The 25,697-nt window shown below is 65.9% G+C and carries 25 protein-coding genes; 16 read left to right on the top strand and 9 right to left on the bottom strand.

Features of this window, described 5'->3' with window-relative positions:
• Positions 1 to 22: 22 nt before the first annotated feature.
• Together KHO41_RS03630 and KHO41_RS03625 are read left to right on the top strand one after the other, a co-directional pair.
• Complete coding sequence (locus KHO41_RS03630) at positions 23 to 283, top strand: hypothetical protein (RefSeq protein WP_211951935.1); 261 nt, start codon at positions 23 to 25, stop codon at positions 281 to 283.
• Positions 284 to 324: 41 nt separating this feature from the next.
• Positions 325 to 585: a hypothetical protein gene (locus tag KHO41_RS03625; protein WP_011300226.1), complete on the top strand. Its 261-nt coding sequence runs from the start codon at positions 325 to 327 to the stop codon at positions 583 to 585.
• Between the two features lie 50 nt (positions 586 to 635).
• On the opposite strand, the gene KHO41_RS03620 is transcribed toward KHO41_RS03625, so the two are convergent.
• A complete protein-coding gene (locus KHO41_RS03620) occupies positions 636 to 1,973 on the bottom strand; it encodes a type II toxin-antitoxin system HipA family toxin (RefSeq protein WP_211951934.1) in 1,338 nt (445 codons plus the stop codon).
• A gap of 12 nt (positions 1,974 to 1,985) precedes the next feature.
• A complete protein-coding gene (locus tag KHO41_RS03615) occupies positions 1,986 to 2,327 on the bottom strand; it encodes a helix-turn-helix domain-containing protein (RefSeq protein WP_211951933.1) in 342 nt (113 codons plus the stop codon).
• Positions 2,328 to 2,749: 422 nt separating this feature from the next.
• On the opposite strand from KHO41_RS03615, the gene KHO41_RS03610 reads away from it, so the two are divergent.
• The 8 genes from KHO41_RS03610 (at position 2,750) to KHO41_RS03575 (ending at position 9,248) form a co-directional block, all read left to right on the top strand.
• Positions 2,750 to 3,010, top strand: coding sequence for a hypothetical protein (locus KHO41_RS03610; RefSeq protein WP_011300225.1), 261 nt, complete (start codon positions 2,750 to 2,752; stop codon positions 3,008 to 3,010).
• Positions 3,011 to 3,060: 50 nt separating this feature from the next.
• Positions 3,061 to 3,321 carry a hypothetical protein gene (locus KHO41_RS03605; protein WP_211951932.1) on the top strand — a complete coding sequence of 87 codons (261 nt, stop codon included), beginning with the start codon at positions 3,061 to 3,063 and terminating at the stop codon, positions 3,319 to 3,321.
• A 221-nt stretch (positions 3,322 to 3,542) separates the two neighbouring features.
• On the top strand, positions 3,543 to 4,994 hold the full coding sequence (locus KHO41_RS03600; protein ID WP_211951931.1) for a cytochrome ubiquinol oxidase subunit I: 1,452 nt from the start codon (positions 3,543 to 3,545) through the stop codon (positions 4,992 to 4,994).
• Positions 4,995 to 5,007: 13 nt separating this feature from the next.
• The gene (gene cydB / locus KHO41_RS03595; protein ID WP_211951930.1) at positions 5,008 to 6,015 is read left to right on the top strand and encodes a cytochrome d ubiquinol oxidase subunit II; all 1,008 of its coding nucleotides are present in this window, start codon (positions 5,008 to 5,010) and stop codon (positions 6,013 to 6,015) included.
• On the top strand, positions 6,015 to 6,152 hold the full coding sequence (locus tag KHO41_RS03590; RefSeq protein WP_211951929.1) for a DUF2474 domain-containing protein: 138 nt from the start codon (positions 6,015 to 6,017) through the stop codon (positions 6,150 to 6,152). The genes cydB and KHO41_RS03590 overlap by 1 nt, the downstream gene beginning before the upstream one ends.
• 9 nt (positions 6,153 to 6,161) lie before the next feature.
• Positions 6,162 to 8,243 carry an FUSC family protein gene (locus KHO41_RS03585; protein WP_211951928.1) on the top strand — a complete coding sequence of 694 codons (2,082 nt, stop codon included), beginning with the start codon at positions 6,162 to 6,164 and terminating at the stop codon, positions 8,241 to 8,243.
• Positions 8,230 to 8,442, top strand: coding sequence for a DUF1656 domain-containing protein (locus KHO41_RS03580; RefSeq protein WP_211951927.1), 213 nt, complete (start codon positions 8,230 to 8,232; stop codon positions 8,440 to 8,442). Before KHO41_RS03585 ends, KHO41_RS03580 begins: the two co-directional genes overlap by 14 nt.
• Positions 8,439 to 9,248 carry an HlyD family efflux transporter periplasmic adaptor subunit gene (locus tag KHO41_RS03575; protein WP_211951926.1) on the top strand — a complete coding sequence of 270 codons (810 nt, stop codon included), beginning with the start codon at positions 8,439 to 8,441 and terminating at the stop codon, positions 9,246 to 9,248. Before KHO41_RS03580 ends, KHO41_RS03575 begins: the two co-directional genes overlap by 4 nt.
• A gap of 56 nt (positions 9,249 to 9,304) precedes the next feature.
• Here KHO41_RS03575 and KHO41_RS03570 read toward each other — a convergent pair whose 3' ends face one another.
• The 6 genes from KHO41_RS03570 to KHO41_RS03545 form a co-directional block, all read right to left on the bottom strand.
• A complete protein-coding gene (locus KHO41_RS03570) occupies positions 9,305 to 9,592 on the bottom strand; it encodes a helix-turn-helix domain-containing protein (protein WP_211951925.1) in 288 nt (95 codons plus the stop codon).
• Between the two features lie 5 nt (positions 9,593 to 9,597).
• Positions 9,598 to 11,037 (bottom strand): aminotransferase-like domain-containing protein, encoded by a 1,440-nt coding sequence (locus tag KHO41_RS03565; protein WP_211951924.1) that lies wholly within the window; start codon positions 11,035 to 11,037, stop codon positions 9,598 to 9,600.
• Positions 11,038 to 11,115: 78 nt separating this feature from the next.
• Positions 11,116 to 12,336 carry a molybdopterin molybdotransferase MoeA gene (locus KHO41_RS03560; RefSeq protein ID WP_211951923.1) on the bottom strand — a complete coding sequence of 407 codons (1,221 nt, stop codon included), beginning with the start codon at positions 12,334 to 12,336 and terminating at the stop codon, positions 11,116 to 11,118.
• The gene (gene fdhD / locus KHO41_RS03555; RefSeq protein ID WP_211951922.1) at positions 12,330 to 13,202 is read right to left on the bottom strand and encodes a formate dehydrogenase accessory sulfurtransferase FdhD; all 873 of its coding nucleotides are present in this window, start codon (positions 13,200 to 13,202) and stop codon (positions 12,330 to 12,332) included. Before fdhD ends, KHO41_RS03560 begins: the two co-directional genes overlap by 7 nt.
• 76 nt (positions 13,203 to 13,278) lie before the next feature.
• Positions 13,279 to 15,603, bottom strand: a complete 2,325-nt coding sequence (locus KHO41_RS03550; RefSeq protein ID WP_211951921.1) for an FdhF/YdeP family oxidoreductase — start codon at positions 15,601 to 15,603, stop codon at positions 13,279 to 13,281.
• Between the two features lie 396 nt (positions 15,604 to 15,999).
• Positions 16,000 to 16,257, bottom strand: a complete 258-nt coding sequence (locus tag KHO41_RS03545) for a hypothetical protein (RefSeq protein ID WP_211951920.1) — start codon at positions 16,255 to 16,257, stop codon at positions 16,000 to 16,002.
• A 371-nt stretch (positions 16,258 to 16,628) separates the two neighbouring features.
• Between KHO41_RS03545 and KHO41_RS03540 the strand changes: the two genes are divergently transcribed.
• The 6 genes from KHO41_RS03540 (at position 16,629) to KHO41_RS03515 (ending at position 24,655) form a co-directional block, all read left to right on the top strand.
• A complete protein-coding gene (locus KHO41_RS03540; RefSeq protein ID WP_211951919.1) occupies positions 16,629 to 17,789 on the top strand; it encodes an efflux RND transporter periplasmic adaptor subunit in 1,161 nt (386 codons plus the stop codon).
• A 27-nt stretch (positions 17,790 to 17,816) separates the two neighbouring features.
• The gene (locus KHO41_RS03535) at positions 17,817 to 20,969 is read left to right on the top strand and encodes an efflux RND transporter permease subunit (RefSeq protein ID WP_211951918.1); all 3,153 of its coding nucleotides are present in this window, start codon (positions 17,817 to 17,819) and stop codon (positions 20,967 to 20,969) included.
• Positions 20,966 to 22,435 (top strand): AdeC/AdeK/OprM family multidrug efflux complex outer membrane factor, encoded by a 1,470-nt coding sequence (adeC, locus tag KHO41_RS03530; RefSeq protein WP_211951917.1) that lies wholly within the window; start codon positions 20,966 to 20,968, stop codon positions 22,433 to 22,435. Before KHO41_RS03535 ends, adeC begins: the two co-directional genes overlap by 4 nt.
• 132 nt (positions 22,436 to 22,567) lie before the next feature.
• On the top strand, positions 22,568 to 22,909 hold the full coding sequence (locus tag KHO41_RS03525; protein ID WP_211951916.1) for a cupin domain-containing protein: 342 nt from the start codon (positions 22,568 to 22,570) through the stop codon (positions 22,907 to 22,909).
• A 346-nt stretch (positions 22,910 to 23,255) separates the two neighbouring features.
• On the top strand, positions 23,256 to 23,951 hold the full coding sequence (gene pgl, locus KHO41_RS03520) for a 6-phosphogluconolactonase (protein ID WP_211951915.1): 696 nt from the start codon (positions 23,256 to 23,258) through the stop codon (positions 23,949 to 23,951).
• A 146-nt stretch (positions 23,952 to 24,097) separates the two neighbouring features.
• Positions 24,098 to 24,655, top strand: coding sequence for a hypothetical protein (locus tag KHO41_RS03515; protein WP_244873695.1), 558 nt, complete (start codon positions 24,098 to 24,100; stop codon positions 24,653 to 24,655).
• Positions 24,656 to 24,729: 74 nt separating this feature from the next.
• Here KHO41_RS03515 and KHO41_RS03510 read toward each other — a convergent pair whose 3' ends face one another.
• Positions 24,730 to 25,638: a LysR family transcriptional regulator gene (locus tag KHO41_RS03510; protein WP_211951913.1), complete on the bottom strand. Its 909-nt coding sequence runs from the start codon at positions 25,636 to 25,638 to the stop codon at positions 24,730 to 24,732.
• Between the last annotated feature and the right edge of the window lie 59 nt (positions 25,639 to 25,697).

The raw sequence follows: 25,697 nt of genomic DNA, 5'->3' as shown, positions 1-25,697 counted from the left end.
CCAGCCTACCCAGGAGACCATCATGTCCTTGACCATCCAGAACCTCCCGCTCGAACAAGACCTTGACCACGCCAAGATGGGCGCCGTACGCGGCGGCAGCATCTTCGTGAACTCCGGCACCAACGCCATCGTCGGCGGCAGCGGCGTGTCGTTCGCCAGCCCCAACACGATCTTCGCTCCGGTCACGCAGGTCGATGCTTCGACCCGCACCGATGTCGACATCAAGACCGTGCAGAACACGATCAACAACCTGGGCGGCGTGGTTGCAGCCCTGCAGCACTAATCCAGCGCTTTCAGCTCACTCAGCCTACTCAGGAGATCATCATGTCCCTCACCATCCAGAACCTCGCCCTCGAACAAGACCTTGACCACGCCAAGATGGGCGCCGTGCGCGGCGGCAGCGTCTTCGTGAATTCCGGCACCAACGCCATCGTGGGCGGCAGCGGCGTGTCGTTCGCCAGCCCCAACACGATCTTCGCCCCCGTCACGCAGGTCGACGCTTCGACCCGCACCAACGTCGACCTGAAGACCATGACGAACACCATCAACAACGTCGGTGGCATTGTTCAGGCGCTACAGCACTAAGTCCTTCCGGGGCGGCGGAACCCGTCGCGGTTCCGCCCAACCGCAAAACATCACGGCAATTGGCGACGTGTCTCGGCGCTACTGATGTCTTCCAAATGCCGGAATGCCGGTGCGATCTTCTTGCAGTCCGGCGCACCGACGCCGCATTGCTCGAAGAACACCCGCCACTCCCGGACGACAGCCCAAATGCTCGCGATCAACTCTGCTGCACGCGCCGCGCTGATCGAGAACCGCGGGCAGCCGGCCAGTGCGTTGTCGATCGTTGCGCTGCGCCCCTGAGGCCCGATTCCGAGATGCAACAGGCGCTCGGTTGCGTGCGAAGGCCTTGGCAGCACGTCATAGAGCGGACTCAGCCTCCACCCCGGCAGTCTCGGATCCCAGATGAACCCATGATTGCGCAAGTGATCGTCGTCGTTGGTCACGAAGATGTTGAACACCATGCGCTTGAACAGCTCTTCGTTGTCGGCGCGAACAACTGCCGTATGGCAGTACCTGCGGATCGCCGCGGCCAAATCCGCGTAGGCCTTTGTGCGCGATTCCGTCTCGTCGCAACCAAGCAGGGTCAGGCCGCTGACGAATGCCATGCGGCGCTCGGTTCGGGCTGCGGACGGCGCCAGCAAGAGATCCGTATCCGCCTGCGGCATGACCCCACGGTCGAGCCAGTACCGGTCAAACCGGCGGATCATCATGAGGCGGCGACCGCCGAGCAACCGGGCCTCCACCGCGGGGACGTTCAGCCCGGCTTCCTTGGCCAGCAGCAACGACGCCGCCTCGATGAGGGGAACGTCGAAGGCGTCGGTCTTGCTGGAGAACTTGGCCAGGACCAAGTGGCCGGCGTCATCCCGGATGGTGGCCTTCGGCCGAGCGCCACCCAGCGCTGTACCCTGCACGAAGATTAGCTCCAGGTTGGCCGGGACAGGCAGGCCCTGTTCGATACGCTCTGCCGCCTCCATCAGATACTCGATCGCGTGGATATTGCCGACCGGGCTCGTAGGGGGCGTGTTGATGCCCGATCGAACATCCAGTGCCCCCACACGATCGCTGCCCGCGTGCAGCAGGTACTGCGACTCCGGCAGGCTGTTTGCGGGCACCTTGAGCTTGGCCTCAATCACCCGGCGCCCCCACGAATCGGGCGCCGCATCGCGTATGCCACCGAAGCCCGTCAGCGCGTTCACAGGCAGCAACCGGCGGCCCTTCACCGGCTCGCCGTGGATGCCGAGACTCACGGGATCCACTTCGATCGCATCCGGGCGATCCAGATATCGAAGCCCATAGGCAAAGCTGGAAGCCAGCAGTGCGGATCCCTCCTCCGTCATAGTCAGCTGGCCGCACGGCGCCCAGGCTTCTCCCAGCTGGGCAAAGGTCATTAGTTGCTGGTCTTTTGCCATCAGCGTAAGTCGTCAGAAATCGAGGCTCTGAAGCTCCGAGGCGGACAAATCCCGGACGCGTCTGGTGGCTTCGCGCGACTGCAGCGCCTTCAGCGCCGGATCTGTCTCCGCCAGAAGGCTCGCGAAGGTTGCGCCTGGAGAGATCGCGTCGAGGTAGCGAAGCAGCTGGCCGAAGGCGAGGCCGGGATCTCCCTTCTCGATCCGATAGGCCGTGTTGCGAGAAAGTCCCGCGCGCACAGCCGCGTCGGCTTGCTTGATGTGACGAGCCTGACGTAGCCGAGCCAGCAACCGTCCGACGTGGACCGCTTGCTGAGCCAGCTCTGGGGTGAGGACGGAGGACTGGGAGACTTTCATGTGTGAGAAATCACTCGCAATGCTGTTATTGCTCGATTTAACGAACAATGCCCGGCAGTGTACACGACATCCAGCAAACTTCGGATGATCTTAAAATAGTGCATTCACATGTTAATGCTCGATTTTAAATCCCTCAACGAACATTGGACGCACGTAGTCGGGTTGCGTGAGCCTCACAGGCTCGGCGGTGCGCGCATGTCTGCCGAGTGCCAACTATTTCCTCTGGAATGTGTCTGCCGCCCTCCAACATGCCCTAGCTCGGATATGTCGACGGGCAGCGGCATAAATCGAATTTCTTCTTTATTTTCAAATACTTGATGCAACTTCCAGCCTCCGACACAAGGACTGGCACACCTCATGCGTATATACCTGCAAGCGCAACGCCTGAACCAAAGCCAGACCAGACACCCAAGGAGTCCATCATGTCCCTGACCATCCAGAACCTGCCCGTCGAACAAGACCTCGATCACGCCAGGATGGGCGCCGTCCGTGGTGGCAGCCTGTTCATGAACAACGCGATCAACGCGATCCTGGGCGGTGCCGGCGTGTCCTTTGCCAGCCCCAACATCATCGTCGCCCCGGTCACCCAGGTCGACGCCTCGAGCCGCGTGAACATCGACCTCTCGAGCATCAGCAACCTGCTCAACAACGTCGGCGGCATCGTGCGCGGCTTGCAGCACTGATTTCCCACCAAGCCCATATCTCGTTCATCCAGCCTACCCAGGAGACCATCATGTCCTTGACCATCCAGAACCTCCCGCTCGAACAAGACCTCGACAGCGCCAAGATGGGCGCCGTGCGCGGCGGCAGCATCTTCGTGAACTCCGGCACCAACGCCATCGTGGGCGGCGGCGGCGTGTCGTTCTTCAGCCCGAACACCATCGTGGCTCCGGTCACGCAAGTGGATGCTTCGACCCGCACCGACGTCGACATCAAGACCGTGAGCAATATGCTGAACAACGTCGGCGGCATCGTTCAGGCGCTGCAGCACTGAGTCGTGAGGGGGGGGCCGGCGATCACTTCGTTGACGCTCCCGCCCTCACCCCCTCTCCCGCCACGGGAGAGGGGAGCAACCCGCGCGAACTCCATCACAACTGAGCTTGCGCACATCCCCGGAAACTGTACCCCTCCCCCACAAGCTGTATTCCCTACCCTTCTCCGTAATGTCGCGCGCCCCGCCATCACGCCGGCGGCAACCCCACGGAGAGCACATCGATGCATGGACTTACAGCGCTGGAACTCGCCCGGATCCAGTTTGGATTCACGGTTTCATTTCACATCCTATTTCCCGCGATCACCATTGGCCTGGCCTGTTTCCTCGGCTTTCTGGAAGCGCGCTGGCTGCTGACCAAAGACACGGTCTACCGCACGCTGTACCAGTTCTGGGTCAAGATCTTCGCCCTGAATTTCGGCATGGGCGTCGTGTCCGGGCTGGTCATGGCCTATGAGTTCGGCACCAACTGGTCGTTCTTCTCGCAATTCGCGGGTGGCATTACCGGCCCGCTGCTGACCTACGAAGTGCTGACCGCCTTCTTCCTGGAAGCCGGCTTCCTTGGGGTGATGCTGTTCGGCTGGAACCGCGTCGGCCCGGGGCTGCACTTCTTCTCGACAGTGATGGTCGCGCTCGGCACCATGATCTCGTCGACATGGATCCTGGCCTCCAACAGCTGGATGCACACTCCCGCGGGCTACGCCATCGTGGCCGGCAAGGTCGTGCCGATTGACTGGCTCGCCGTGATCTTCAACCCGTCGTTCCCGTACCGCCTTGCGCATATGGTGATTGCCGCGTTGCTGTCCACGGCATTGTTCGTGGCGGCGGCGTCAGCGTGGCAGTTGCTGCACGGCCGCGCGGTGCCCGCCGCGAAGAAGATGCTGTCGCTTGCGCTGTGGATGGTGCTCATCACCGCGCCCTTGCAGGCGGTCGTCGGTGATGCGCATGGCCTCAATACGCTCGAGTACCAGCCCGCCAAGATCGCCGCGCTGGAAGGCCACTGGAACACCGCCGCGAAAGACGACAAGAACGGCTTCCCGCTGATCGTCTTCGGCATTCCCGACATGGAGCGCGAAGAGACGCGCTACGCAATCGAAATCCCGCGCCTGGGCAGCGTGATCCTCACGCACAGCCTCGACGGCCAGATCCGCGGCCTGAAGGACTTTCCCAAGGCCGACCGACCCAATGCGACCGTGCTGTTCTTCACGTTCCGCACCATGGTCGGACTTGGCGTGCTGATGATCCTGTATGGCCTGCTTGGCTGGCTGCTGCGCCGCAACGGCGCCGTGTACCGGTCCCGCGCGTTCCTGCGTTTTGCCGTGGCGATGGGCCCGGCAGGCCTGATCGCCCTGCTGGCCGGCTGGATGACCACCGAGATCGGACGCCAGCCGTGGGTGGTCTACGGCCTGATGCGCACCCACGACGCTGTGTCCGCGCACGCCGCAGGTCCGGTAGCGCTGACGCTCGCGCTGTTCGTCATCGTCTATTTCGTCGTCTTCGGCGTGGGCATCCGCTACATGCTGAAGCTGGCAAGCGCCGGTCCCGTTGCCGACCCCCACGCGCACGCCAACCCGCAACCCTATGGCCCCGGCACTGTCGGCGCCGTCCCGGCCGCCGTCAGCGCAGCGGCTTCCGCTCGCACCGCCACGGCTCCTCACGGCCACCGCAACTCCTGAACAGGTGATCAACATGGGTATCGACCTCCCCGCCATCTGGGCCTGCCTGATCTTCTTCGGCGTGATGATGTACGTCATCATGGACGGATTCGACCTGGGCATCGGCATCCTCTTTCCCTTCGTCGGCGACCGCCATGACCGCGACGTGATGATGAACACCGTCGCCCCCGTCTGGGACGGCAACGAGACCTGGCTCGTGCTTGGCGGCGCGGCGCTCCTCGGCGCGTTCCCGCTCGCCTATTCGGTGCTGCTCAGCGCGTTCTACCTGCCGCTCATGCTGATGCTGCTGGGCCTGATCTTCCGCGGCGTGGCGTTCGAGTTTCGCTTCAAGGCCAGCAACCGCAGCCGCCCTTACTGGGACGCCGCCTTCACGTGGGGCTCGGTCGTCGCCGCATTCTTCCAGGGTGTGACGCTGGGCGCCTATATTGATGGCATCGCCATGCAGGGCACCACCTACACCGGCGGCGCGCTCGACTGGCTGGCACCGTTCCCGCTCTTCACCGGCGTGGGGGTGGTCATCACGTACGCGTTCCTCGGTGTCACGTGGCTCATCATGAAGACGGAGGGCCGGCTGCAATGGACCATGCTGCGCGTGACCAATGTGCTCACCGGTGTGATGGTGGCGATGATCGCCGCGGTCAGCATCTGGACGCCGCTCACGCACCCCGCCATCGCCGGACGCTGGTTCGCGCTGCCCAACCTGTTCTTCTTCCTGCCGGTACCGCTGCTGGTGTTCGGCGCAGCGGTGGGCATCCAGCGCTCCCTGCACAAGCACCCGAATGCCGCGCCGTTCCTGTACGCGCTGCTGATGGTGTTCATGGGCTATACCGGGCTGGCGATCAGCGTCTGGCCGAATATCATCCCGCCGTCGATCTCGATCTGGGCCGCCTCTTCGCCGCCGCAGAGCCAGGGCTTTGCGCTGGTCGGCACGCTGTTCATCGTGCCGATCATCCTGGCGTACACGTCCTGGTCCTACTACGTGTTCCGTGGCAAGGTCCGCCGCGGCGAGGGGTACCACTGATGGCAACGATCTCGAAATCGACGCTGGCAAGCCGTCTCGGCTGGCTGCTGGCGCTGTGGGCGGCAAGTGTCGGCACATTGTTTGTCTTTGCCTGCCTGATGCGGCTGCTGATGCGCGCGGCCGGCCTTTCGACCTGAGTGGCAGGCATGGCATCCGTTGGCACCTCCTCCGGCGACAAGCAGCCCGCCAGCCACGCGGCCGGCGCGCTGCCCGCAACCTGGGCCGCGCGGCCGGATCTTGCGCCGTGGGTCCATTCGCTCAAGGTGTTCGGCGCGGCCATGCTCGCGTTGTACGCGGCACTGGCGCTGAGCCTGCCGCGCCCCTACTGGGCGTTCGCAACGGTGTACCTGGTCTCCAGCCCGCTGGCCGGCGCCACATACGCCAAAGGCACCTACCGCGTCGCCGGCACGCTGCTCGGCGCGCTGTGCGCCGTGGCACTGGTGCCGCTGCTGATCGGCGAGCCCGTGCTGCTCATGGCCGCCATTGCGTGCTGGACCGGCACCCTGCTCTACCTGTCGCTGCTGGAGCCCGCGCCGCGCAACTACATCTGCCTGCTGGCTGCCTATACGCTGCCGATCGTGGCCCTGCCGACGGTGACCGCTCCGGGCAGCGTCTTTGCCGTCGCGCTGACCCGCATCGAGGAAATCGTGATCGGCATCGTCTGCGCCAGCGTGGTCAGTGCCGTGGTGTTTCCTGTGCGGACCCGGCCGGCGCTGGCCTCGCGCGCGGCAGGCTGGCTTTCGCATGCATCGCGCTGGATCGAGGACATGCTCGGCACGGGCGCCAGCCCGGCGCGGCGTCACGACAGCTTTAGCGTGCTTGCCGCCGATATCGTCGCCATGGAAGCGCAGCTTGCCCAACTGGCCTACGAGAGCGACAGCGGCCCGGCGCTGCGGCGCGCACGCGCGCTGCACCAGCGCATGGCCGCACTGTTGCCACGGGTGATCGCGCTGGCTGACGCCGTCGCCGCGCTGCGCCGCGCCCCGGAAGGGCTGCCCGACGTGGTGGCGCAGCGCCTGCGCGCCACCGTGGCATGGATTGCCGGCAGGGCCGATGCCAACCGCCCGCTGAATGCATGCCGCACGGCCGGCTCGATGCCGGCCGCCAATGCGGACTGGCACGCGCGGCTGGTTGCGGCCGCTGGCGAATATCTCGACGAACTGGCCGACCTGTGGCAGGACTGCCGTGTGCTGCAAGCGAGCCTGCGGCAAGGCGCCGGCGAGCCCGCAGTGCTTCGCTATCGGGTCGAGCCCGCCGGACAGGCACGGCACCACGACCACGCCCAACTGCTGTTCCGTGCCGCCACCGCCGGCATGGCGACGCTTGTCGCCGGCCTGCTGTGGATGGCGTCGGGCTGGGTGGACGGCGCGGGCCCGGTCGGGCTGGCGGCGCTGGCAAGCTGCTTCATCGCAATCGCCGAGCAGCCGCGGCTGATGGCCGGGCGCGTGGTGGTGTGGAGCATCGCCTGCGCGCTGCTGGCCTGGTACTACCAGTTCGTGGTGCTGGTGCTGGCCCATGACTTCAGCGCGCTCGCGCTGTTGCTGTTCTGGCCCTATCTCTTCATCGGCGCACTTACGACGCAGTCGCGCTATGCCTTGTTCGGCGTGCTGCTGGCAGTCACGGCGGCGTCGTTCGCCAGCACGCCGCAACTGACCGCCGCACGCTTTGCCGACATTTTCAACAGCAGCCTCGCGAGCCTGGCGGCACTGTGCTTCTCCGCGCTGTGGGCCGCGCTGATGCAGCCGTTCGGCCGACAGCTCGTGGCATACCGACTGGCCCGGGCCAACTGGAGCGAGATTGCGCTGGTGGCGCATCCGCGTGCACCGGTCAACACTGCGCGGCTGCGCGGCCGCATGCTCGACCGCCTGCTGCGGCAGTGGCCGGCCGTGGCAGGCCGGCATCGCATTGGCGGTGGCGTCGGGACATTCCTCGTGGAATCGGCGGCGCTCGGTCTCCGGCGCATCTGCGCCGATCTGCCAGCGCCGCGCCGCCGCGCCGTCGAACGCGCGCTGGCGGGCGTGGCTCGCCATTACCGCGATTGTTCGCGAGCCGGCCACGAACTTGCGCCGCCGCTGGCGCTGGCCGTCACGATCGACGCGGCCTGGACCACGCTCGCCGCGCCGTCAGGCAATTACCCGCGCGCCGCACTGGCGGCACTCGCCAGCCTGCGCCTCGCACTGTATCCACCCCAACCCCCGATCGATGGAGGTGCGCATGCACGCCACTGATTTCAACGTGTACGGCGTATTCGTCCCCGCCACCCTGGCCTGGATGCTGGCCGCGTTCGCCGTCACGGCCGGCGTGCGCGCCGTGCTCGACCGCCTCGGCTTCTACCGCTTCGTGTGGCACCGGTCGCTGTTCAATTTTTCGCTCTACATCCTCGTACTGGGCGCACTGGTCGCGCTCGTCTGGGAGGTCCCATCATGAATCGAAAGCTTTCCCTGCTGGTCCCCGTCGCTGTCACGCTGATCGCCGTGGGTGCGGCGGCGCTGACGGCGTGGCATCTGTGGCAGTACTACACCGGCGCACCGTGGACGCGAGACGGCCGGGTCCGTGCGGAGGTGGTACAGGTTGCGCCCGACGTATCGGGGCTCGTCGCGCAAGTCCTTGTTGCCGACAATGCGCGCGTGAAGCGCGGCCAGGTCCTGTTCGTGGTCGACGAAGCGCGCTTTCGCGTGGCCCTGAAACAGGCGCAGGGTGCGGCCAACGCCGCACGCGCAGCGTTGGCGCGCGCCGGCAAAGCCGACATGGCCACCGCACAGGCGCGCCTCGACCAGGCAGACGCGGCAGTGGAAGCGGCCAGCCTCGACCTGGCGCGCTGCCGCGTGGCCAGCCCGGTCGACGGCCACGTCGCGGACCATCTGCCCCGCACTGGCGACTTCGTGAATCGTGGCCGGCCCGCGCTCTCGGTGGTCGCCAGCGGGTCGCAGTACGTCGAAGGCTATTTCGAGGAAACCAAACTGCCCGCGATCCGCGTCGGCGCCGCGGCCGACGTACGCATCATGGGCCAGAGCACGGCGCTGCGCGGGCATGTCGTCAGCATCGCCCCGGGCATCGACGACCAGGACCGCAGCAGCGGGCCGAACCTGTTGCCGACCGTCAACCCGACGTTCAACTGGGTGCGCCTTGCCCAACGCATCCCGGTCCGCGTTGCGCTCGACGAGGTGCCGCCCGGCATGCATCTGGTCGCCGGCCAGACGGCCACGATCCGGGTAAGAAGCGCGCATGACTGAAAGCAAGCGGCAATGCCCTGCGGAGCAGGTGCCGCTTGCAGAAAACTGAACGGGATTCAGGCAGGATCGGAAAACAGCTGCGCGGCAAGCGCCGCGCCTTCCTGTGTCAGGCTGGCGTGCCCGCGGCCATCCTCTTCGACGCTGACATCGGCCAGGCCGGCCGACTGTAATTGCGTGAGCACCCGGCGCAGTACGCTCATTGGCAACTGTGCGCGCTTGGCGATCTTGGGCAGCGACCACGGCGTGGCGCTGTTCTCGATGCCGGCCTGTTGCAGGACCAGCAGGACTTCCACAATGGCGGGATCGAAGCTGTCGCCGTTCTGTTCGTTGGCGGGATCAGACATCGTGCTTACTCTCCTCGCCCGCTCGGCCGCTTGGCAAGCAGGTGCGTGGCAACCTTGCCCAGCGTCTGGACAGCCGATTCGATACCTGGCGACCATTCGGCGCTGTAGTTCAGCCGGATGCAGTTGTCGTAGGTCGCGCCGGGTGCAAACATATGCCCCGGCGCCACGGTAATACGGTGTTCCAGCGCCGCGTGGTACATCTCCATGGCATCGATACCTTCAGGAAGCTGCACCCACAGGACATAGCCACCGGCCGGCCGCGACGTGGTCGTGCCCTCCGGGAAAAACCTGCGCACCGCAGCCGCCATGATGCTGGCCTGCTGCGCATAGGCCTTGCGCACGCGCCGCAGGTGGAAGTCATAGCCATCGTTCTTCAGGAACTCGGCGATCGCCAGTTGCGGGATGGCTGGCGTAGTCAGCGTATTCAGGAACTTGAGCCGCTCGACGGCGCCGCGGTAGCGGCCCGGCAACGCCCAGCCGATGCGGTAGGCGTTGGTCAGCGTCTTGGAAAACGACGAGCAGTGCAGCACGATGCCGGCGGTGTCGAACGCCTTGAGCGAACTCGGATGGGCCTCGCCATAGTAGAGCTCCCCATAGACGTCGTTCTCGATGACAGGGATGTCCTTGCTCGTGAGCATTTCCACCAGCGCGCGCTTCTTCTCGTCGGGCATCTGGAAGCCGAGTGGATTCTGGAAATTGGGCATGACCATGCAGGCGGCGACGTTCTTCTCGTCGATCAGCCGCGCCAGCTCGTCAATGTCGATGCCCTCGACCGGATCGGTGGCCACTTCGATGGCGCGCATGCCCAGCCGCTCGATCGCGTGCAGCATCGCGTAGAAAGTCGGGGACTCCACTGCGATCGTGTCGCCGGGCTTTGCCACGGCCTGCAGGCAGAGGTTGATGGCCTCGGTCGCGCCAATGGTGACGATCAGCTCATTCGGGTTGATCGCGTATCCGTTTTCCAGATAGCGCCGCGAAATCTGCCGGATCAGTTCGGGACTGCCCGGCGGCAGGTCGTCCAGCATGGTCCACTTGGCATAGCGCCGCGCAATGTTGTTCGCGTACTGATTGATGCGCTGCCACGGGAACAGCGATGCATCGGGATACGGCGAGCCCAGCGGCACGGCGTCGTCCGAGCGGATCGAGCGCAGCGTGGACAGCACCAGCGCGCTGACGTCGACCGCGGAAGGCTTGGCGCTGGGCCGCGAAGGCCGCAACTCGACCGTAGGCTCGCCCGGGCGCGCACGCACGAAGTAGCCGGATTGCGGCCGGCTTTCGATGATGCCGCGGCTCTCCAGCAGCACATAGGCCCGGATCACGGTGGTAATGCTCATGCGGTGGTGCTGGCTGGCCTGGCGCACGGACGGAATCCGCTCGCCGGGCAGCAGCACGCCTTGCTTCACCAGCGCTTCGATGTCGGCAGCCAGTTTTTCATAGAGTTTCACGCCGCGCTCCCTTCGCCGGTCCTTCCGGTTGCGCCTTCCCGGGCACCTGGGCGCCGGGTCTCTTTCCGCGGGCAGTCTTCAGCCAAGCCAACGATGTAGATCATAGTACGGCAACGACACATGGTGGAGCTGGCCGGCATTCTGCGGACCTACCCGCACAAAGCCGCTGGCGTGCCCGAGCGCCGACACGGCGGCCGCACCCTGTTGCGCTGCGACGTGAACCAGGCCTTCCTGGCTGCCGGGGTCACCGGGGTAGCCAACCTCTCCCACACGCCAGAACGCATCGCACGGCGGCACGCGTGCCCCGGCCAGTGCCGCGCGAACCCGGCTCACCGGCGGGAACAGCCGGGTCCGGCCTTGCAGCCGGCGCAGCAGCGGCGTCACCAGCAGCGCAAAGGTGGTATAGGCGGCTGCAGGATTGCCCGGCAGGCAGACCACGGGCTTGCCGCGCAGGCGTCCGATCGTGACCGGCTTGCCGGGCCGCATGTTGACGCCGCGGCAAAGCAGCTCGCCGCCGGCCGAGGCCAGCGCCGCTGCCACCAGATCGCGCTGGCCGACCGACGCGCCCCCGGTCACGAGCACGAGGTCGGCATGGCCGGCCAGCTCGCGCAGGGTATGGTGCAGCACGCGCTCATCGTCGCGCACATGGCGGTGGCAGCGCACGACGGCACCCATGGACTGCACGAGCGATTCGAGCATCGGCCCGTTAACGTCATGCACCTGGTATACGTCGCGCGGTTCGTCGTTGGCCGCTACCTCGTCGCCAGACGTCAGGATGGCAATCTCGACCAGCCGGCAGACCGGCACATGGACAAGCCCCTGCGATGCCAGCGCGGCAATATGACCAGCTTCGATCAGCGTACCGGCTGGCAGCAACAGCTCGCCACGGCGGACATCCTCGCCCTGTCGGCGGATATGCTGGCCAGTGAGCGGCGTTCGGGTACAGGTCACGCCGCGAAAGTTCTCCTCGGCGTCTTCCTGTGCGACCACGGCATCGGCCCCGACAGGGATCACGGCGCCCGTGTAAATGCGGATGGCATGGCCGGGACGCAGCGCCTGCGGCCGCGTGCCGGCGTACACCACCTGCTGCACAGGCAGGCATGCGCCACCCTGCCAGTCCTCGCAACGCACCGCATAGCCATCCATCGCGCTGCGGTCGGCCGACGGCGTGTCGGTCACGGCGACAAGGTCGCCGGCCAGCACGCGGCCGGTTGCCAGCCCCAGCCATACGGTTTCTGTCTCGCGCACCGGCTCTGCCGCGTTGGCGAAGATTGCCTGTGCCTCATCGAAGCTCAGCATGCTGCCTCTCCTTCGAGAACACCTTCGGCCGGTGGATTGAAGGTGCCATCGCATGCTGCACCGGTATATTCGACATAACCATCCTTCCGGCAAAAGCTGAGCAGGCGCAGGCCGGCCTGCGCCGCAATCCGGATGGCCAGCGACGTCGGCGCGGAAATGGTTGCCAGCATCTGGATGTTCATGCGTGCAGCCTTGCGCACCAGTTCATAGCTGGCGCGGCTCGACAGGAAGACGAAGCCGTCGTCCATGTCCACGCGTTGCATCGCCAGATGGCCGATCAGCTTGTCCAGGCCGTTATGCCGGCCGACATCCTCGAAGACGTGCAGGATTTCCCCTTGCGCATTGCACCACGCCGCCGCGTGGACGCCGCCGGTTTCACGCATCAGCCGCTGGTGCGAAGGCAGCGCGGCCGCCACGCGGCCGATCATTTCCGGCGTCGGCTGCAACCGCTTTGCCGGCATCCGCATCGGCGCGGGCTCGAGGTCGAGCAGTTCCAGGCTCTCGATGCCGCAGACGCCACAGCCCGTGCGGCCGGCGAGCGCGCGCTTGCGCGCCTTCATCGCGGCGAAGGCCTGTTCGCTGATCTGGAGGTGCACTTCGGCACTGTGCGCGTGGAGCCGTACATCGATGTCATGGATCTGCGCGTTGTGGCTGACGATGCCTTCGGTCAGCGAGAAGCCCACGGCAAACGCTTCGAGATCCAGCGGCGTGGCCATCATCACGGCATGCGAGATGCCGTTGTACACGAGGGACACGGGAAGCTCCTCCGCCACGTGGTCCATGGCAGGCTTCACCGCGCCATCCTTGTGACGCACGATGCTGCGTGCGGCATAGCCGTGGTGTTCGACGAGTTCAGTGCAATCCATGATGGTCTCGCAAGGATCGATAGCGCGCCGGCGCCTGGCCGGCGCACGGGACATTGTGGGAAGCGATGCGCCTGCGTCAGGTAGCGGCAGCCTGGACACGCGACGGCGTCAGCAGCACGGGCACCGACTTCGACGTTGGCGTGCCGCAGCCATCGCCGATGCTTTCGAGCGGCACCAGCGGATTGGTCTCGGGGTAGTACGCCCCGACGCATCCTTCGGGAATGTCGTACTGGACCAGTTCGAAGTCCTCGACCCGCCGCTGCACGCCGTCGTCCCAGACGCTCGTGATATCGACACGCTGTCCGGCCGCGAGTCCCAGCCGCGCCAGGTCGCCCGCGCTGATGAACACCACGCGGCGCAGCCCGAACACGCCGCGGTAGCGATCGTCGAGGCCATAGATCGTCGTGTTGTACTGGTCGTGCGAGCGCGTGGTCATCAGCACCAGCAGCTTGTCGCCGTACTGTTCACGCGCGCGGTGAATCGGGGTGTCCTTGTCGATCGCATGGACGAGGAACTGCGCCTTGCCAGACGGCGTGTGCCACTCGCGGTTGCACGCGGGGGGCGTCAGGTGGAAGCCACCCGGCACGGCAACGCGTTCGTTGTAGTTTTCGAAGCCGTCGATCACCATCTCGATCGCATCGCGGATGCGCGCATAGTCCTGCACGTACCAGAGCCAGTCGATTTTCTCCGAGCCCAGCGTCGCCGCGGCCATGCGCGCAACGATGGCGGTCTCGGACAGCAGATGCGGCGACGCCGGCTTGTTCATGCCGAACGAGATATGCACCATGCAGACCGAATCCTCGACCGTCACGCCCTGCGCGACGCCGTCTTGTTCGTCGATCTCGGTGCGGCCCAGTGTCGGCAGGATCAGCGATGCCTTGCCGTGAATCAGGTGGCTGCGGTTGAGCTTGGTGGCGATGTTCACGGTCAGCGCACACTGGCGCAGGCCTTCGTGCGTACGCGGCGTATCGGGCGTAGCCGTCGAGAAGTTGCCGCCCAGGCCGATGAAGACCTTGACCTTGCCCTCCAGCATCGCCTCGATGGTTTCGACCACGTCATAGCCATGCTCGCGCGGCGGCTCAAAGCCGAAGGCAGTCTTCAGGCGATCCAGGAACGCATCTTCTGGCTTTTCCTCGATGCCGACCGTGCGGTCGCCCTGCACGTTCGAATGCCCGCGCACGGGCAGCAGGCCCGCCCCGGCGCGGCCGATGTTGCCGCGCATCATCATCAGGTTCGACAGGATCTGCACGGTCGGCACCGAATGCTTGTGTTGCGTCAGGCCCATGCCCCAGCACGCGATCACGCGCTGGCCGCGCGCATAGACACGGGCCAGCGCATCGATGTCCGGCAACGGGACGCCCGACTCCGCCACGATATCGGCCCAGCTCTCCGCACGCAGGTCCTCGACGAAGGCACCGAAGCCGATGGTGTGCTCGCGCACGAAGTCCACGTCGATCAGGCGTGCCTGGCCGTGCCGGATGGCCTCGTCGTCGAGTTCGACCAGCCGCTTGGCCATGCCCTTGATCAGCGCGAAATCCCCGCCGAGCTTGGGCTGCACGAACATCGACGCGATCTTCGTGCTGGAGCCGGTCAGCATCTCGACCGGATGCTGCGGGCTGGTGAAGCGCTCCAGGCCGCGTTCGCGCAGCGGATTGATCGACACGATGGTCGCACCGCGCCGTGCGCACTCGCGCAGATCGCCGAGCATGCGCGGGTGGTTGGTGGCAGCGTTGTGGCCGAACAGCAGGATGGTATCGGCATGCTCGAAGTCATCGAGCACCACCGTCGCCTTGCCCACGCCAATGGTCTTGGGCAGGCCACGGCTGGTGGCCTCGTGGCACATGTTGGAGCAGTCCGGGAAATTGTTGGTGCCGTAGGCGCGCACGAACAGCTGATACAGGAACGCCGCCTCATTGCTGGCGCGGCCCGAGGTATAGAACGCCGCCTGGTTCGGGTCCGGCAATGCGCGCAGGTGGCGGCCGATCAGTGCAAATGCTTCGTCCCACGCAATGGCGCGGTACTTGTCGGTCTGCGCGTCGTACACCATCGGGTGCGTGAGGCGGCCGTGCTGTTCCAGCTCGTAGTCCGTCTGCTGGAGCAGCGACGTCACCGTATGCTGCGCGAAGAACTCGGGCGTGACGCGCATGCTGGTCGCTTCCGCGGCGACAGCCTTGACGCCGTTCTCGCAGAACTCGAAGGTCGAGGCGTGCTGCCGGTCGGGCCATGCACACCCTGGGCAGTCGAAGCCATCGGCCTGGTTCTGCTTGAACAGCATCTTGTACTTACCACCGGCGACCTTCTCCTTGACGAGGTTGATGGCAACGTACTTCAGCGCACCCCAGCCGGCGGCGGGATGGGTGTAGGGGGCAATGTGGCCTTTCTCGGGGGTCGGCGAACTCATGGCGGCGGGTGTCCTGTCTGGCTGGGGGCTTCGGCTGGCCGGAATACCGTCGATCGGTTCGGCCAGATCCTGTAGCGCCAGAGTAGGTTCGGCGCGCGTCCTGCGGTGCGTACAGACAGGAGCACAGTTCAAGAGCACAGTTGGGAAGTGCCTTGCCAGGGCCGCCCGTGCCCGGAGAAAGGCATAAGCGGACACTTGGGAGACCGGCGGGACGGCTCCGGAAAAGAAAAAGCCCGCGCGGGGACGGGCAGAAGGGCTTGAGGACCTGAGTCAGGTCTCTCACGGTGGATTTTCACAGGTTGCCGTCTGCGCGGACACCCCCGGATGGGTGATCTCGGTGGCGCGAAAGCCAGGCGTCGGACGAACGCCGCCGGTGTACGCCTGACGGACGCAAAATCAGCCCGCCTGGCCCGCATTCTTGAGCTGGGCGCTGGCAACCTCAAGCATGCGCAGCGTTTCCGCAAATACCGCCTCTACGCCGGCCGGCGCCGCCGCTTGCGCGCGGACGGCATCGCGGTCGGCTGTCACGCCTCCGATCAGCTCATCCAGCAGCCCCGGCTGGCGCTGTTCCGCACGCTGCAGGAGCATGTGAAGCAGATAGGCACACGCGCCGAGGCGAGGATCACCGGCAAGCGGACTTGCTGTTGCATTCATGGTCTTGCTCCTTGTCTCTGTCGATGGCTCGTCGTTTGCCGCCTCGCACGGGCGATTGGGACCCGATCTTGCCACACCGACTGCGACAGCCGCCGGACAACGCTTGCCGGAAACGCGCGGCTACGATGACTTTCAGGCCTGCGAATCCGCTGGCAAATCACCATGAAAGATTCTGAAATATTCAAAGCCGATAATCGACCGGAACGTTTTGGCAAGTCGAGATAGACTTCCCGGCTACGCCGGGCAAACCTGCACCGGCACCAGGTGCGGGCATGGCCCTTGCTTCGCCTCACATATCCGGCTCCGGCCCCGTCAATCGTGATTGGCCGCCGAACATCTTGATTCGCTTGATTTTTTCGCAGGAATTCGCAATGCAACGATCACGCGGCTGCCGCGTCTGGGGTCCGGTTACGCTGGCCATCGCCCTGTCCACGCTTGCCGGATGCGGCGGCAAGAAAGAAGCCGCCGCCCCGCCCCCGCCCCAGGTCAGCGTGGTCACGCTGAAGACCGAAGCGGTGACGCTGGATTCCTCGCTCCCCGGCCGCACCACCGCCTACCGCATAGCCGAAGTCCGGCCCCAGGTGGACGGCATCATCCTGCGGCGGCTGTTCAAGGAAGGCAGCGACGTGACGCAGGGCCAGCAGCTCTACCAGATCGACCCGTCTACCTACGATGCGACCTACAAGAGCGCCAAGGCAACGATGGAGTCCTCGCGGCTGCTGGCGCAGCGCTACGGGCGCCTGGTTGGCGACGAAGCGGTCAGCAAGCAGCAGTATGACGAAGCCAAGGCCGCGTGGCAGCAGGCACAGGCGACGCTGGACCGGGCCGAGATCAACCTGCGCTATACCAAGGTGCTGGCGCCGATTTCGGGGCGCATCGGCCGTTCCAGCGTGACCGAAGGCGCGCTGGTTACCAACGGGCAGGCCGCGGCGCTCGCCGTGGTGCAGCAGCTCGATCCGATCTACGTCGATGTGACGCAGCCTTCCGCATCGCTGCTCCGGCTGCGGCGCGAACTCGCCAACGGCGCACTGCAGAGCGCCGGCACCAATGCGGCACAGGTCAACCTGGTGCTCGAAGACGGCACGAAGTATCCGGAAACCGGCCGTCTGGAATTTTCGGAGGTTGCTGTGGACCAGGGCACCGGCTCGGTCACGCTGCGCGCGGTGTTCCCCAACCCGCGCCACGAGCTGCTGCCCGGCATGTTCGTCCACGCGCGCCTGCGTGAAGGCGTGAAGGCCGACGGCCTGCTGGTGCCCCAGCAAGGCGTCACACGCGACCTCAAGGGTCAGGCCACGGCGCTGGTGGTCAATGCGAAGGACGAGGTCGAACTGCGCCAGATCCGCACCGACCGCGTGATCGGCGACAAATGGCTGGTGGCGGACGGCCTCAAGGCCGGCGACCGTGTGATCGTCGAAGGCCTGCAGTTCGTCAAGCCCGGCGCGAAAGTCCGCGTCGCCCAGGCAGACAGCGGCGCAGGCACCCCGCCCGCGGCTGCCGCCGGCGCATCCGCCGCGGTCGCGGCCAAGCCCTGAGCGCATCGCCACGGCGAGGGAGTATTCATGTCCAATTTCTTTATCGATCGCCCCATCTTCGCGTGGGTGATCGCGCTGGTCATCATGCTGGCCGGCGTGCTGTCGATCCGCTCGCTGCCGATCAGCCAGTATCCGGCCATTGCGCCGCCGACCATCGCCATCTCGGTCAACTATCCGGGCGCCTCGGCCGAGACCGTGCAGGACACCGTGGTCCAGGTCATCGAGCAGCAGCTCAACGGCCTGGACCGCCTGCGCTACATCTCGTCGGAAAGCAATGCCGACGGCAGCATGACCATCACCGTCACGTTCGAACAGGGCACCAACCCCGACATCGCGCAGGTGCAGGTACAGAACAAGCTCGCGCTCGCGCAGCCGCTGCTGCCGCAGGAAGTGCAGCAGCAGGGTATCCGCGTGACGAAGTCGGTGCGCAACTTCCTGCTGATCGTCGGCCTGATCTCCACGGATCCGAAGATTACGCGGGAAGACCTGTCGAACTACATCGTCTCGAACATCCAGGACCCGCTGTCGCGCACGTATGGCGTCGGCGACTTCCAGGTGTTCGGCTCCCAGTACGCGATGCGCGTGTGGATCGACCCGGCGAAGCTCAACAGCTACCAGCTCACGCCGCTCGATGTCAGCAACGCCATCAAGGCGCAGAACGTGCAGGTCGCTTCCGGCCAGCTGGGCGGGCTGCCTGCCGTCCAGGGCCAGCAGCTCAATGCCAGCGTGATCGGCAAGACCCGCCTGCAGACCGGCGAACAGTTCGGCAACATCCTGCTCAAGGTCAACCCGGACGGCTCGCAGGTGCGCCTGAAGGACGTGGCCGAGGTTGGCCTGGGCGGCCAGGACTACAACATCAACGCGCAGTACAACGGCCAGCCGGCCTCCGGTATCGCCGTGCGTCTGGCCGCCGGCGCCAACGCGCTGGAAACGGTACGCGCGATCCGCAAGACGCTCGACACGCTCGAGCCGTTCTTCCCGGCCGGCATGAAAGTCGTCTACCCGTATGACACCTCGCCGGTGATCTCGGGCTCGATCCACGAGGTCGTGAAGACGCTGATGGAAGCCATCGTGCTGGTGTTCCTGGTGATGTACCTGTTCCTGCAGAACTTCCGCGCCACGCTGATCCCGACGATTGCCGTGCCGGTGGTGCTGCTGGGCACGTTCGGCGTGCTGGCCGCGTTCGGGTACACCATCAATACGCTGACCATGTTCGGCATGGTGCTGGCCATCGGCCTGCTCGTCGATGACGCGATCGTCGTGGTCGAAAACGTCGAGCGCGTGATGGCCGAGGAAGGCCTGCCACCGAAGGAGGCGGCGCGGCGGTCCATGGGCCAGATCCAGGGCGCGCTGGTCGGCATCGCCATGGTGCTGTCGGCGGTGTTCCTGCCGATGGCGTTCTTCGGCGGCTCCACGGGCGTGATCTACCGGCAGTTCTCGATCACCATCGTGTCGTCGATGGTGATGTCCGTGCTGGTCGCGCTGATCCTGACGCCGGCCTTGTGCGCGACCATGCTGCAGCCCATCGAAAAGGGCGACCACGGCGAGAACAAGGGCGGATTCTTCGGCTGGTTCAACCGCAAGTTCATTTCGACCACGCAGGGGTATGAGCGCGGCGTGTCGACGATCCTGAAGCGCCGCCTGCCGTTCGTGCTGATCTACGTGGCGATCCTCGTGGCGATGGGCTTCCTGTTCACGCGCATTCCCACGTCCTTCCTGCCGGAAGAAGACCAGGGCGTGCTCTACGCCCAGGTACAGACGCCAGCCGGTGCCACCGCCGAGCGCACGCAGAAAGTCCTGAACCAGATGCGCGAATACCTGCTCAAGCAGGAAGGCGGCGTGGTGGACTCGCTGTTTACCGTCAACGGCTTCAACTTCGCCGGCCGCGGCCAGAACTCGGGCCTCGCCTTCATCCTGCTCAAACCGTGGGAGGAACGCACCGGCGACGACACCAGCGTGTTCGACCTGGCAGCGCGCGCCCAGCGCAAGTTCGCGAGCTTCCGCGACTCGATGTCGTTCGCGTTCGCCCCGCCCGCGGTGCAGGAACTGGGCAACGCCACGGGCTTCGACCTGTACCTGCAGGACCAGGCCGGCATCGGCCACCAGGCCTTGATGAACGCGCGCGACAAGTTCCTGGCGCTCGCCTCGAAGAGCCCGGTGCTGCAGCGCGTGCGCCCGAACGGACTCAACGACCAGCCGCAGTACCAGCTCGTGATCGACGATGAAAAGGCGCGCGCGCTCGGCATCTCGCTGGCCGATATCAACAGCACGGTGTCGATCGCCTGGGGTTCGAGCTATGTGAACGACTTCGTCGACCGCGGCCGCGTGAAGCGCGTCTACGTGCAAGGCAGTCCCGATTCACGCATGAACCCCGACGATGTCGACAAATGGTTCGTGCGCAACGACAAGGGCGAGATGGTGCCGTTCTCCGCGTTTGCCGAAGGCAAGTGGGGCTTCGGCTCGCCGAAGCTGCAGCGCTACAACGGCGTGCCGGCCGTGGAAGTGCTGGGCGAACCGGCCGCAGGCCGCAGTTCCGGCGAGGCCATGAAAGAGATCGAGGAGATCATGAAGCAGATGCCGGCCGGTGTGGGCTATGCATGGACCGGCCTGTCGTATGAAGAGCGGCTGTCCGGCTCGCAGGCGCCGGCACTGTACGCGCTGTCGCTGCTGGTGGTGTTCCTGTGCCTGGCCGCGCTCTATGAAAGCTGGACGATCCCGTTCTCGGTGATGCTCGTGGTGCCGCTCGGCGTGATCGGCGCCTTGCTCGCCACCATGGCACGCGGCCTGTCCAACGATGTGTTCTTCCAGGTCGGCTTGCTGACCACGATCGGCCTGTCCGCCAAGAACGCCATCCTGATCGTGGAATTCGCGAAGAGCCAGTACGAGCACGGCAAGAGCCTTGTCGACGCCGCCATCGAGGCTTGTCGCATGCGTTTGCGCCCGATCGTGATGACCTCGCTCGCGTTCATGCTCGGCGTGTTCCCGCTGGCCGTCTCGACCGGCGCCGGCGCGGGCAGCCAGCACGCCATCGGCACCGGCGTGATCGGCGGCATGATCACCGCCACGGTACTCGCGATTTTCTGGGTGCCGTTGTTCTTTGTCGCCGTCAATTCGCTGTTCGCACGCAAACGCAAGCCGAGCCAGCCTGACGCCCCCGCGGAAAAAGGCGCGCTGCAATGAAGAAGACCCTGACCTGTGCTGCCGCCGTCGCCCTGCTGGCCGGTTGCAGCCTGATTCCCTCGTATGAACAGCCGGCGCTGCCGGTGGCGCAAGCCTACCCGCAAGGCGCCGCCTATGCGACAGCCGATACCGCCCCAGGCGCGCAGCAGGTGCGTGCGACCGATCTCGGCTGGCGCGACTTCTTTGCCGACGCGCGGCTGCGCCGACTGATCGAAGTCGCGCTCGACAATAACCGCGACCTGCGCGTGGCGGCACTGAACGTCGAAGCGTTCCGTGCGCAATACCAGATCGAGCGGGCCGACCTGTTCCCCGCGATCGGCGTGGCCGCGCAGGAAACGCGCCAGCGCATTCCCGCGGACCTGTCCACCACCGGACGGCGCATGATCGCGAGCCAGTACGGCGTGTCGCTCGGCACCACAGCATGGGAGCTCGACCTGTTCGGCCGCATCCGCAGCCTCAGCGAAGCGGCGCTCGAGCAATACTTCGCGAGCGACGAAACCCGCCGCAGCGCACAGATCGCGCTGGTGGCCAGCGTGGCCAACGCCTACCTGGCGCTGCTCGCCGATGACGCCCAGCTCACGCTCACGCGCAATACGCTGGCGAACTACGAGCGCAGCTATGGCCTGACGCGCCGCAGCTACGAGGAGGGCATTGCCTCACGCCTGGACCTGCGGCAGTCGCAGACCGCCGTGGAAAACGCGCGCGCCAGCCTGGCGCGCTACACGCGCCTGGTCGCGCAGGACGAGAATGCGCTGATGCTGTTACTGGGCACCGGCATGCCGGACGACCTGCCACCACCGTTGCCGCTCGAACAGAAGCTGACGGCGGACGTGCCGGCAGGCTTGCCGTCCGACCTGCTGCAAAACCGGCCCGACGTGCTCGCGGCCGAACACCGCCTGCGCTCGGCCAACGCCAATATCGGCGCGGCGCGCGCGGCGTTTTTCCCGCGCATCGCCCTGACGGCTTCGGCGGGCACGGCCAGCAATGAACTGTCCGGCCTGTTCAAGGCCGGATCGGGCACCTGGCTGTTCCAGCCGCAGATCAGCCTGCCGCTGTTCACGGCCGGCAGCCTGCGCGCGAGCCTCGACTACGCGAAGATCCAGAAGGACATCAACATCGCGCAGTACGAGCGCACGATCCAGACGGCCTTCCGCGAAGTCTCCGATGGCCTCGCCGCGCGCGGCACGTACACCAGCCAGCTCGAGGCGCAGCTGCGTTTTGTCGAAGCGGCGCAGGATGCCTACAACCTCGCCGACCGCCGCTACCGTACCGGCGTGGACAGCTACCTGGCGGTGCTGGATGCGCAGCGATCGCTCTACAACGCGCAGCAACTCCTGATCGTCGCGCGGCAGGAACAGCTGACCAGCGAGGTCAATCTCTACAAGGCCCTCGGCGGCGGCTGGCATGACCAGACCGGCACTGCTGCCGACACCGGCAGCCAGCCGGCGCCCGCGCCCGCGTCCTGATCCCCGGCGGAGCCAGCCGGCGCAAAGTTGGCTGGCCATCGTTGCGCGGGTCCGGCGGGACGTTCATGGCTCCTACAATGACGAGGTCGCATGTCATTCCCGCCAGACAACGCCGCAACGAGGAGTCCCGCCATGTCTCTGCCCCACCTGTCTTCCGGCGAAGTCGCCAGCGTGCTGCCGCTCGGCAAGCAACTCACGCAGACGCCGAGTGCCGCCCTGTTCAAGGAACACGGGCTGGAAGTGATGCGCATGGTACTGCCGGCGGGCAAGCGTGTCGGCTCCCACTCCGTCGCCGGGGCATCCACGATCCAGTGCCTGGAAGGCGAAGTCGAGATCGGCGTGGACGGCGCCCAGCGGCGCCTGCACCAGGGCGACCTGCTCTACCTTGGGGCGGGTGCCCCACATGATGTCAACGCGATCACCAACGCGTCATTGCTCGTGACCGTCGTGCTGGTCGACCGCGGCGGTTCCTGAGCCGCTTTTCGCGCCGCAACAGCGCGCGCTACGCTGCTCGTCAACGCTCCCTTGTTGCGCATGAGCGGGAATTGTGACGCCAGCCGCATACCAACGCAGTCCGAAGTGCACTCGACGCACCTTCACCACCGTGTCAGTGCATGCCCGATTGTGCAGCGCACCGTTTGGCACCTAGAATCGATTCATCCAACAAGCGCTGTGCCCGGCAAACCGCCGAACCGGCCAAAAGCGCGACCCGAAACGTGGACCGGAATATCGGCGTGAGCATGCCGTCCGGCCGCACGCGAGCCAGGGCGTTTGCACCCCGCCGTGGATCGCTTTGCCGCCACCTGCAGGGAGGAAGCCAATGCGCCAAATCGAACTGAACGATGCCTGCGCGCACGCCGATGCCATGGCGCGCGCCGTCGCGTGCGAGCTGGAGCGCACGCTGGCCAGCAAGGACGAAGCTTGCCTGGCCATCTCGGGGGACCGTTTGCCGCTGCCGCTGTTCGCGGCATTGCAGCAGCGCCCCCTGCCATGGGATCGCATCAGCGTCATGCTCGTCGATGAGCGGATGGTGCCGATCGACCACACAGACAGCAATGCGCGGCTCGTCTGCGACGCACTGCTGCGCCAGGCCGCGTCGCGCGCGTCGTTCCAGCCGCCCGTGCCAACGTTCTGTACGGAAATCGCGGAGATCGACACCTCGGCCGTCGTGGCCGAACTGAACCGCAATTACCGCCAGCCCGACGTGGTCGTGCTCGGCATGGGCGATGACGGCCATACCGCGTCGCTGTTTGCGGATGCGCCCGAACTGCCCGTAGGCCTGTCGCTGAACGAGCCGCCAGGCTACCTCGCCATGAGCCCACGCGCGGCGCCGCACCGCCGCGTCAGCCTGAACCTGCGTGCCCTGCTGGGCGCGCGGCGCGTACTGATCAGCTTCAGCGGGCCGTGGAAGAAACAGGTATTCGATGCCGCGACCATGGAGCCCACGCCGATGTTGCCGGTCAGCTACCTGCTGCACCAGGACAGCACGCCGGTGGATGTCTATTGGACGCAATAGGCGTTCTGCTCCGGCGCCCTGCTCCCCGCAATGCAAATCAAGACCTTGTTGCGCCGTAGGACAACGCCTGACAACAATCGGCACCGCCGCGCGCTACAGTGGACATCGCGTGTTACGAGATGTTTCTGCCTGCGTTGCGGTCTTTCATGCCTTTCCCCTGCCTTCCTGCCGATAAACGGCGGGCATCATGGCTGCTCGCCCTGCTGCTCGTCGCTGCGTCCCCGCCCAGTTTTGCCGCGCCTGCGCTTTCCGGACTGGCCAGCCTGCTGCTGGGCACCGTACGCGGCAAGCCAAGCGGCATGGCGGGAGTGACGCGGCTGACCGCGCGCGATGCCGAACGCCAGCTCGGCATGGCCTGCGCGGAACTCGCGCGAGCCACCCCAATCGTGCTCGATAGTTCGACCCGCCTGACCGGCTGCGCCACGCGGCCCGGGAAGATCGTGGAGTTTCACCTGCAGGTGACGGGCGTCGAACCGAAGCGCGAGGACACCAAGGCCTTCATGGTGTCGGCCCGGCCGATCCTCGAGCGCGGCGTTTGCCGCAATCCGGACGTCCCGGTACTGGGCAAGCTCGGCGTGACGCTGGACTACCGCTATATGGCGGGACAGGAGCCGCTGGTTCTGCTGCACGTCCCGCCCGGACGATGCGACACGTCCGGCGCATCGAGCGCCACGTCCCGCTACCCTTCACCAGAAGTCCGATAGCGCGATCACCGCGAACCGTTGCTGTGCTCGCCAGCAACTCGGCCTGCCCCAGGCCCAGCCGGGACAAGACAGGTTCACGCCGACAGCGTCTTCCCGCCCAATACCTCGTCGCAGACCGCCAGCCATGCCCGCGCCGCGTGCGAAAGATAACGGCCCGGCAGCCAGGTATGCGCCAGCGCCCAGTCCATCGCGGGCTCAGTCAGCCGCGCTACGGCCAGGTTGTCCCGGTCCTGCAACCGTGCCAGGAAGGGCTGAGGCAGGAACGTTGTGCCAAGACCGGCAGCCGCCATCGACGCCAGGAAATCCCAGTGGCCGCTTTGCGCGACCACGCGCGGCTCGATGCGCGCCTCCAGGAACGCCAGGCGCAGCTTGTGCGTGAGCGAGAACGCGTCAGTCAGCAGCACCAACGGTTCATCGCGCAGCGCCGCCAGGCTGACGGTCTTGCCACGGGCCCAGGCCGCCTTGCGCGGCCCCACGGCCCAGATCGGATAGTTGGCGAACGGCTGCGTCGCCAGTTCCACGCCGCTGTCCACCGGCAGCACTGTGGCGCCCACCTCCAGTTCCCCGCTGGCCACCATCTGTTCGACCAGATGGCCGCCATGCTCGGCCAGATGCAGTTCAAGGTTCGGATAGCGCTTGCGGAATGCGCTGACGGCGGGCGAGAAGAACAGGTTGACCATGGGCGGAATGCCGACGGTCAACTGTCCGCGTCCCAGCGATGACAAGTCCGCGACCTCCAGCGTGAGCCGGTGCACCACGCCAAGTGCCTCCTGCCCGCGCTCGTACACCACGCGGCCCACATCGGTCAGCCGCACCGTCTTGCCTTCGCGGATCAGCAGCGGCTGCCCGACCTCGTCTTCGAGCTGCCGGACCATCTTGCTGATGGTCGATTGCGTGACGAACAGCGACGTGGCCGCCTGCGTAAAACTCCTCAGGCGTGCGGTTTCGACAAAGTAGCGCAGCGCGCGGATATCGATCGGCATGACGGTGGCAGCACTTCCATGAAAATACTGAATGATTCCAGGAATTTTAAATCATGATT

Source organism: Cupriavidus numazuensis (assembly GCF_905397435.1).
In the GTDB taxonomy this organism is placed as follows: domain Bacteria; phylum Pseudomonadota; class Gammaproteobacteria; order Burkholderiales; family Burkholderiaceae; genus Cupriavidus; species Cupriavidus numazuensis.
This window is presented reverse-complemented; position numbering and strand designations above follow the sequence as displayed.

Coding starts and splice junctions, on each gene's coding strand:
- KHO41_RS03630 (WP_211951935.1), top strand. CDS start 23: ATGTCCTTGACCATCCAGAACCTCCCGCTCGAACAAGACCTTGACCAC.
- KHO41_RS03625 (WP_011300226.1), top strand. CDS start 325: ATGTCCCTCACCATCCAGAACCTCGCCCTCGAACAAGACCTTGACCAC.
- KHO41_RS03620 (WP_211951934.1), bottom strand. CDS start 1,973: ATGGCAAAAGACCAGCAACTAATGACCTTTGCCCAGCTGGGAGAAGCC.
- KHO41_RS03615 (WP_211951933.1), bottom strand. CDS start 2,327: ATGAAAGTCTCCCAGTCCTCCGTCCTCACCCCAGAGCTGGCTCAGCAA.
- KHO41_RS03610 (WP_011300225.1), top strand. CDS start 2,750: ATGTCCCTGACCATCCAGAACCTGCCCGTCGAACAAGACCTCGATCAC.
- KHO41_RS03605 (WP_211951932.1), top strand. CDS start 3,061: ATGTCCTTGACCATCCAGAACCTCCCGCTCGAACAAGACCTCGACAGC.
- KHO41_RS03600 (WP_211951931.1), top strand. CDS start 3,543: ATGCATGGACTTACAGCGCTGGAACTCGCCCGGATCCAGTTTGGATTC.
- cydB (WP_211951930.1), top strand. CDS start 5,008: ATGGGTATCGACCTCCCCGCCATCTGGGCCTGCCTGATCTTCTTCGGC.
- KHO41_RS03590 (WP_211951929.1), top strand. CDS start 6,015: ATGGCAACGATCTCGAAATCGACGCTGGCAAGCCGTCTCGGCTGGCTG.
- KHO41_RS03585 (WP_211951928.1), top strand. CDS start 6,162: ATGGCATCCGTTGGCACCTCCTCCGGCGACAAGCAGCCCGCCAGCCAC.
- KHO41_RS03580 (WP_211951927.1), top strand. CDS start 8,230: ATGCACGCCACTGATTTCAACGTGTACGGCGTATTCGTCCCCGCCACC.
- KHO41_RS03575 (WP_211951926.1), top strand. CDS start 8,439: ATGAATCGAAAGCTTTCCCTGCTGGTCCCCGTCGCTGTCACGCTGATC.
- KHO41_RS03570 (WP_211951925.1), bottom strand. CDS start 9,592: ATGTCTGATCCCGCCAACGAACAGAACGGCGACAGCTTCGATCCCGCC.
- KHO41_RS03560 (WP_211951923.1), bottom strand. CDS start 12,336: ATGCTGAGCTTCGATGAGGCACAGGCAATCTTCGCCAACGCGGCAGAG.
- fdhD (WP_211951922.1), bottom strand. CDS start 13,202: ATGGATTGCACTGAACTCGTCGAACACCACGGCTATGCCGCACGCAGC.
- KHO41_RS03550 (WP_211951921.1), bottom strand. CDS start 15,603: ATGAGTTCGCCGACCCCCGAGAAAGGCCACATTGCCCCCTACACCCAT.
- KHO41_RS03545 (WP_211951920.1), bottom strand. CDS start 16,257: ATGAATGCAACAGCAAGTCCGCTTGCCGGTGATCCTCGCCTCGGCGCG.
- KHO41_RS03540 (WP_211951919.1), top strand. CDS start 16,629: ATGCAACGATCACGCGGCTGCCGCGTCTGGGGTCCGGTTACGCTGGCC.
- KHO41_RS03535 (WP_211951918.1), top strand. CDS start 17,817: ATGTCCAATTTCTTTATCGATCGCCCCATCTTCGCGTGGGTGATCGCG.
- adeC (WP_211951917.1), top strand. CDS start 20,966: ATGAAGAAGACCCTGACCTGTGCTGCCGCCGTCGCCCTGCTGGCCGGT.
- KHO41_RS03525 (WP_211951916.1), top strand. CDS start 22,568: ATGTCTCTGCCCCACCTGTCTTCCGGCGAAGTCGCCAGCGTGCTGCCG.
- pgl (WP_211951915.1), top strand. CDS start 23,256: ATGCGCCAAATCGAACTGAACGATGCCTGCGCGCACGCCGATGCCATG.
- KHO41_RS03515 (WP_244873695.1), top strand. CDS start 24,098: ATGCCTTTCCCCTGCCTTCCTGCCGATAAACGGCGGGCATCATGGCTG.
- KHO41_RS03510 (WP_211951913.1), bottom strand. CDS start 25,638: ATGCCGATCGATATCCGCGCGCTGCGCTACTTTGTCGAAACCGCACGC.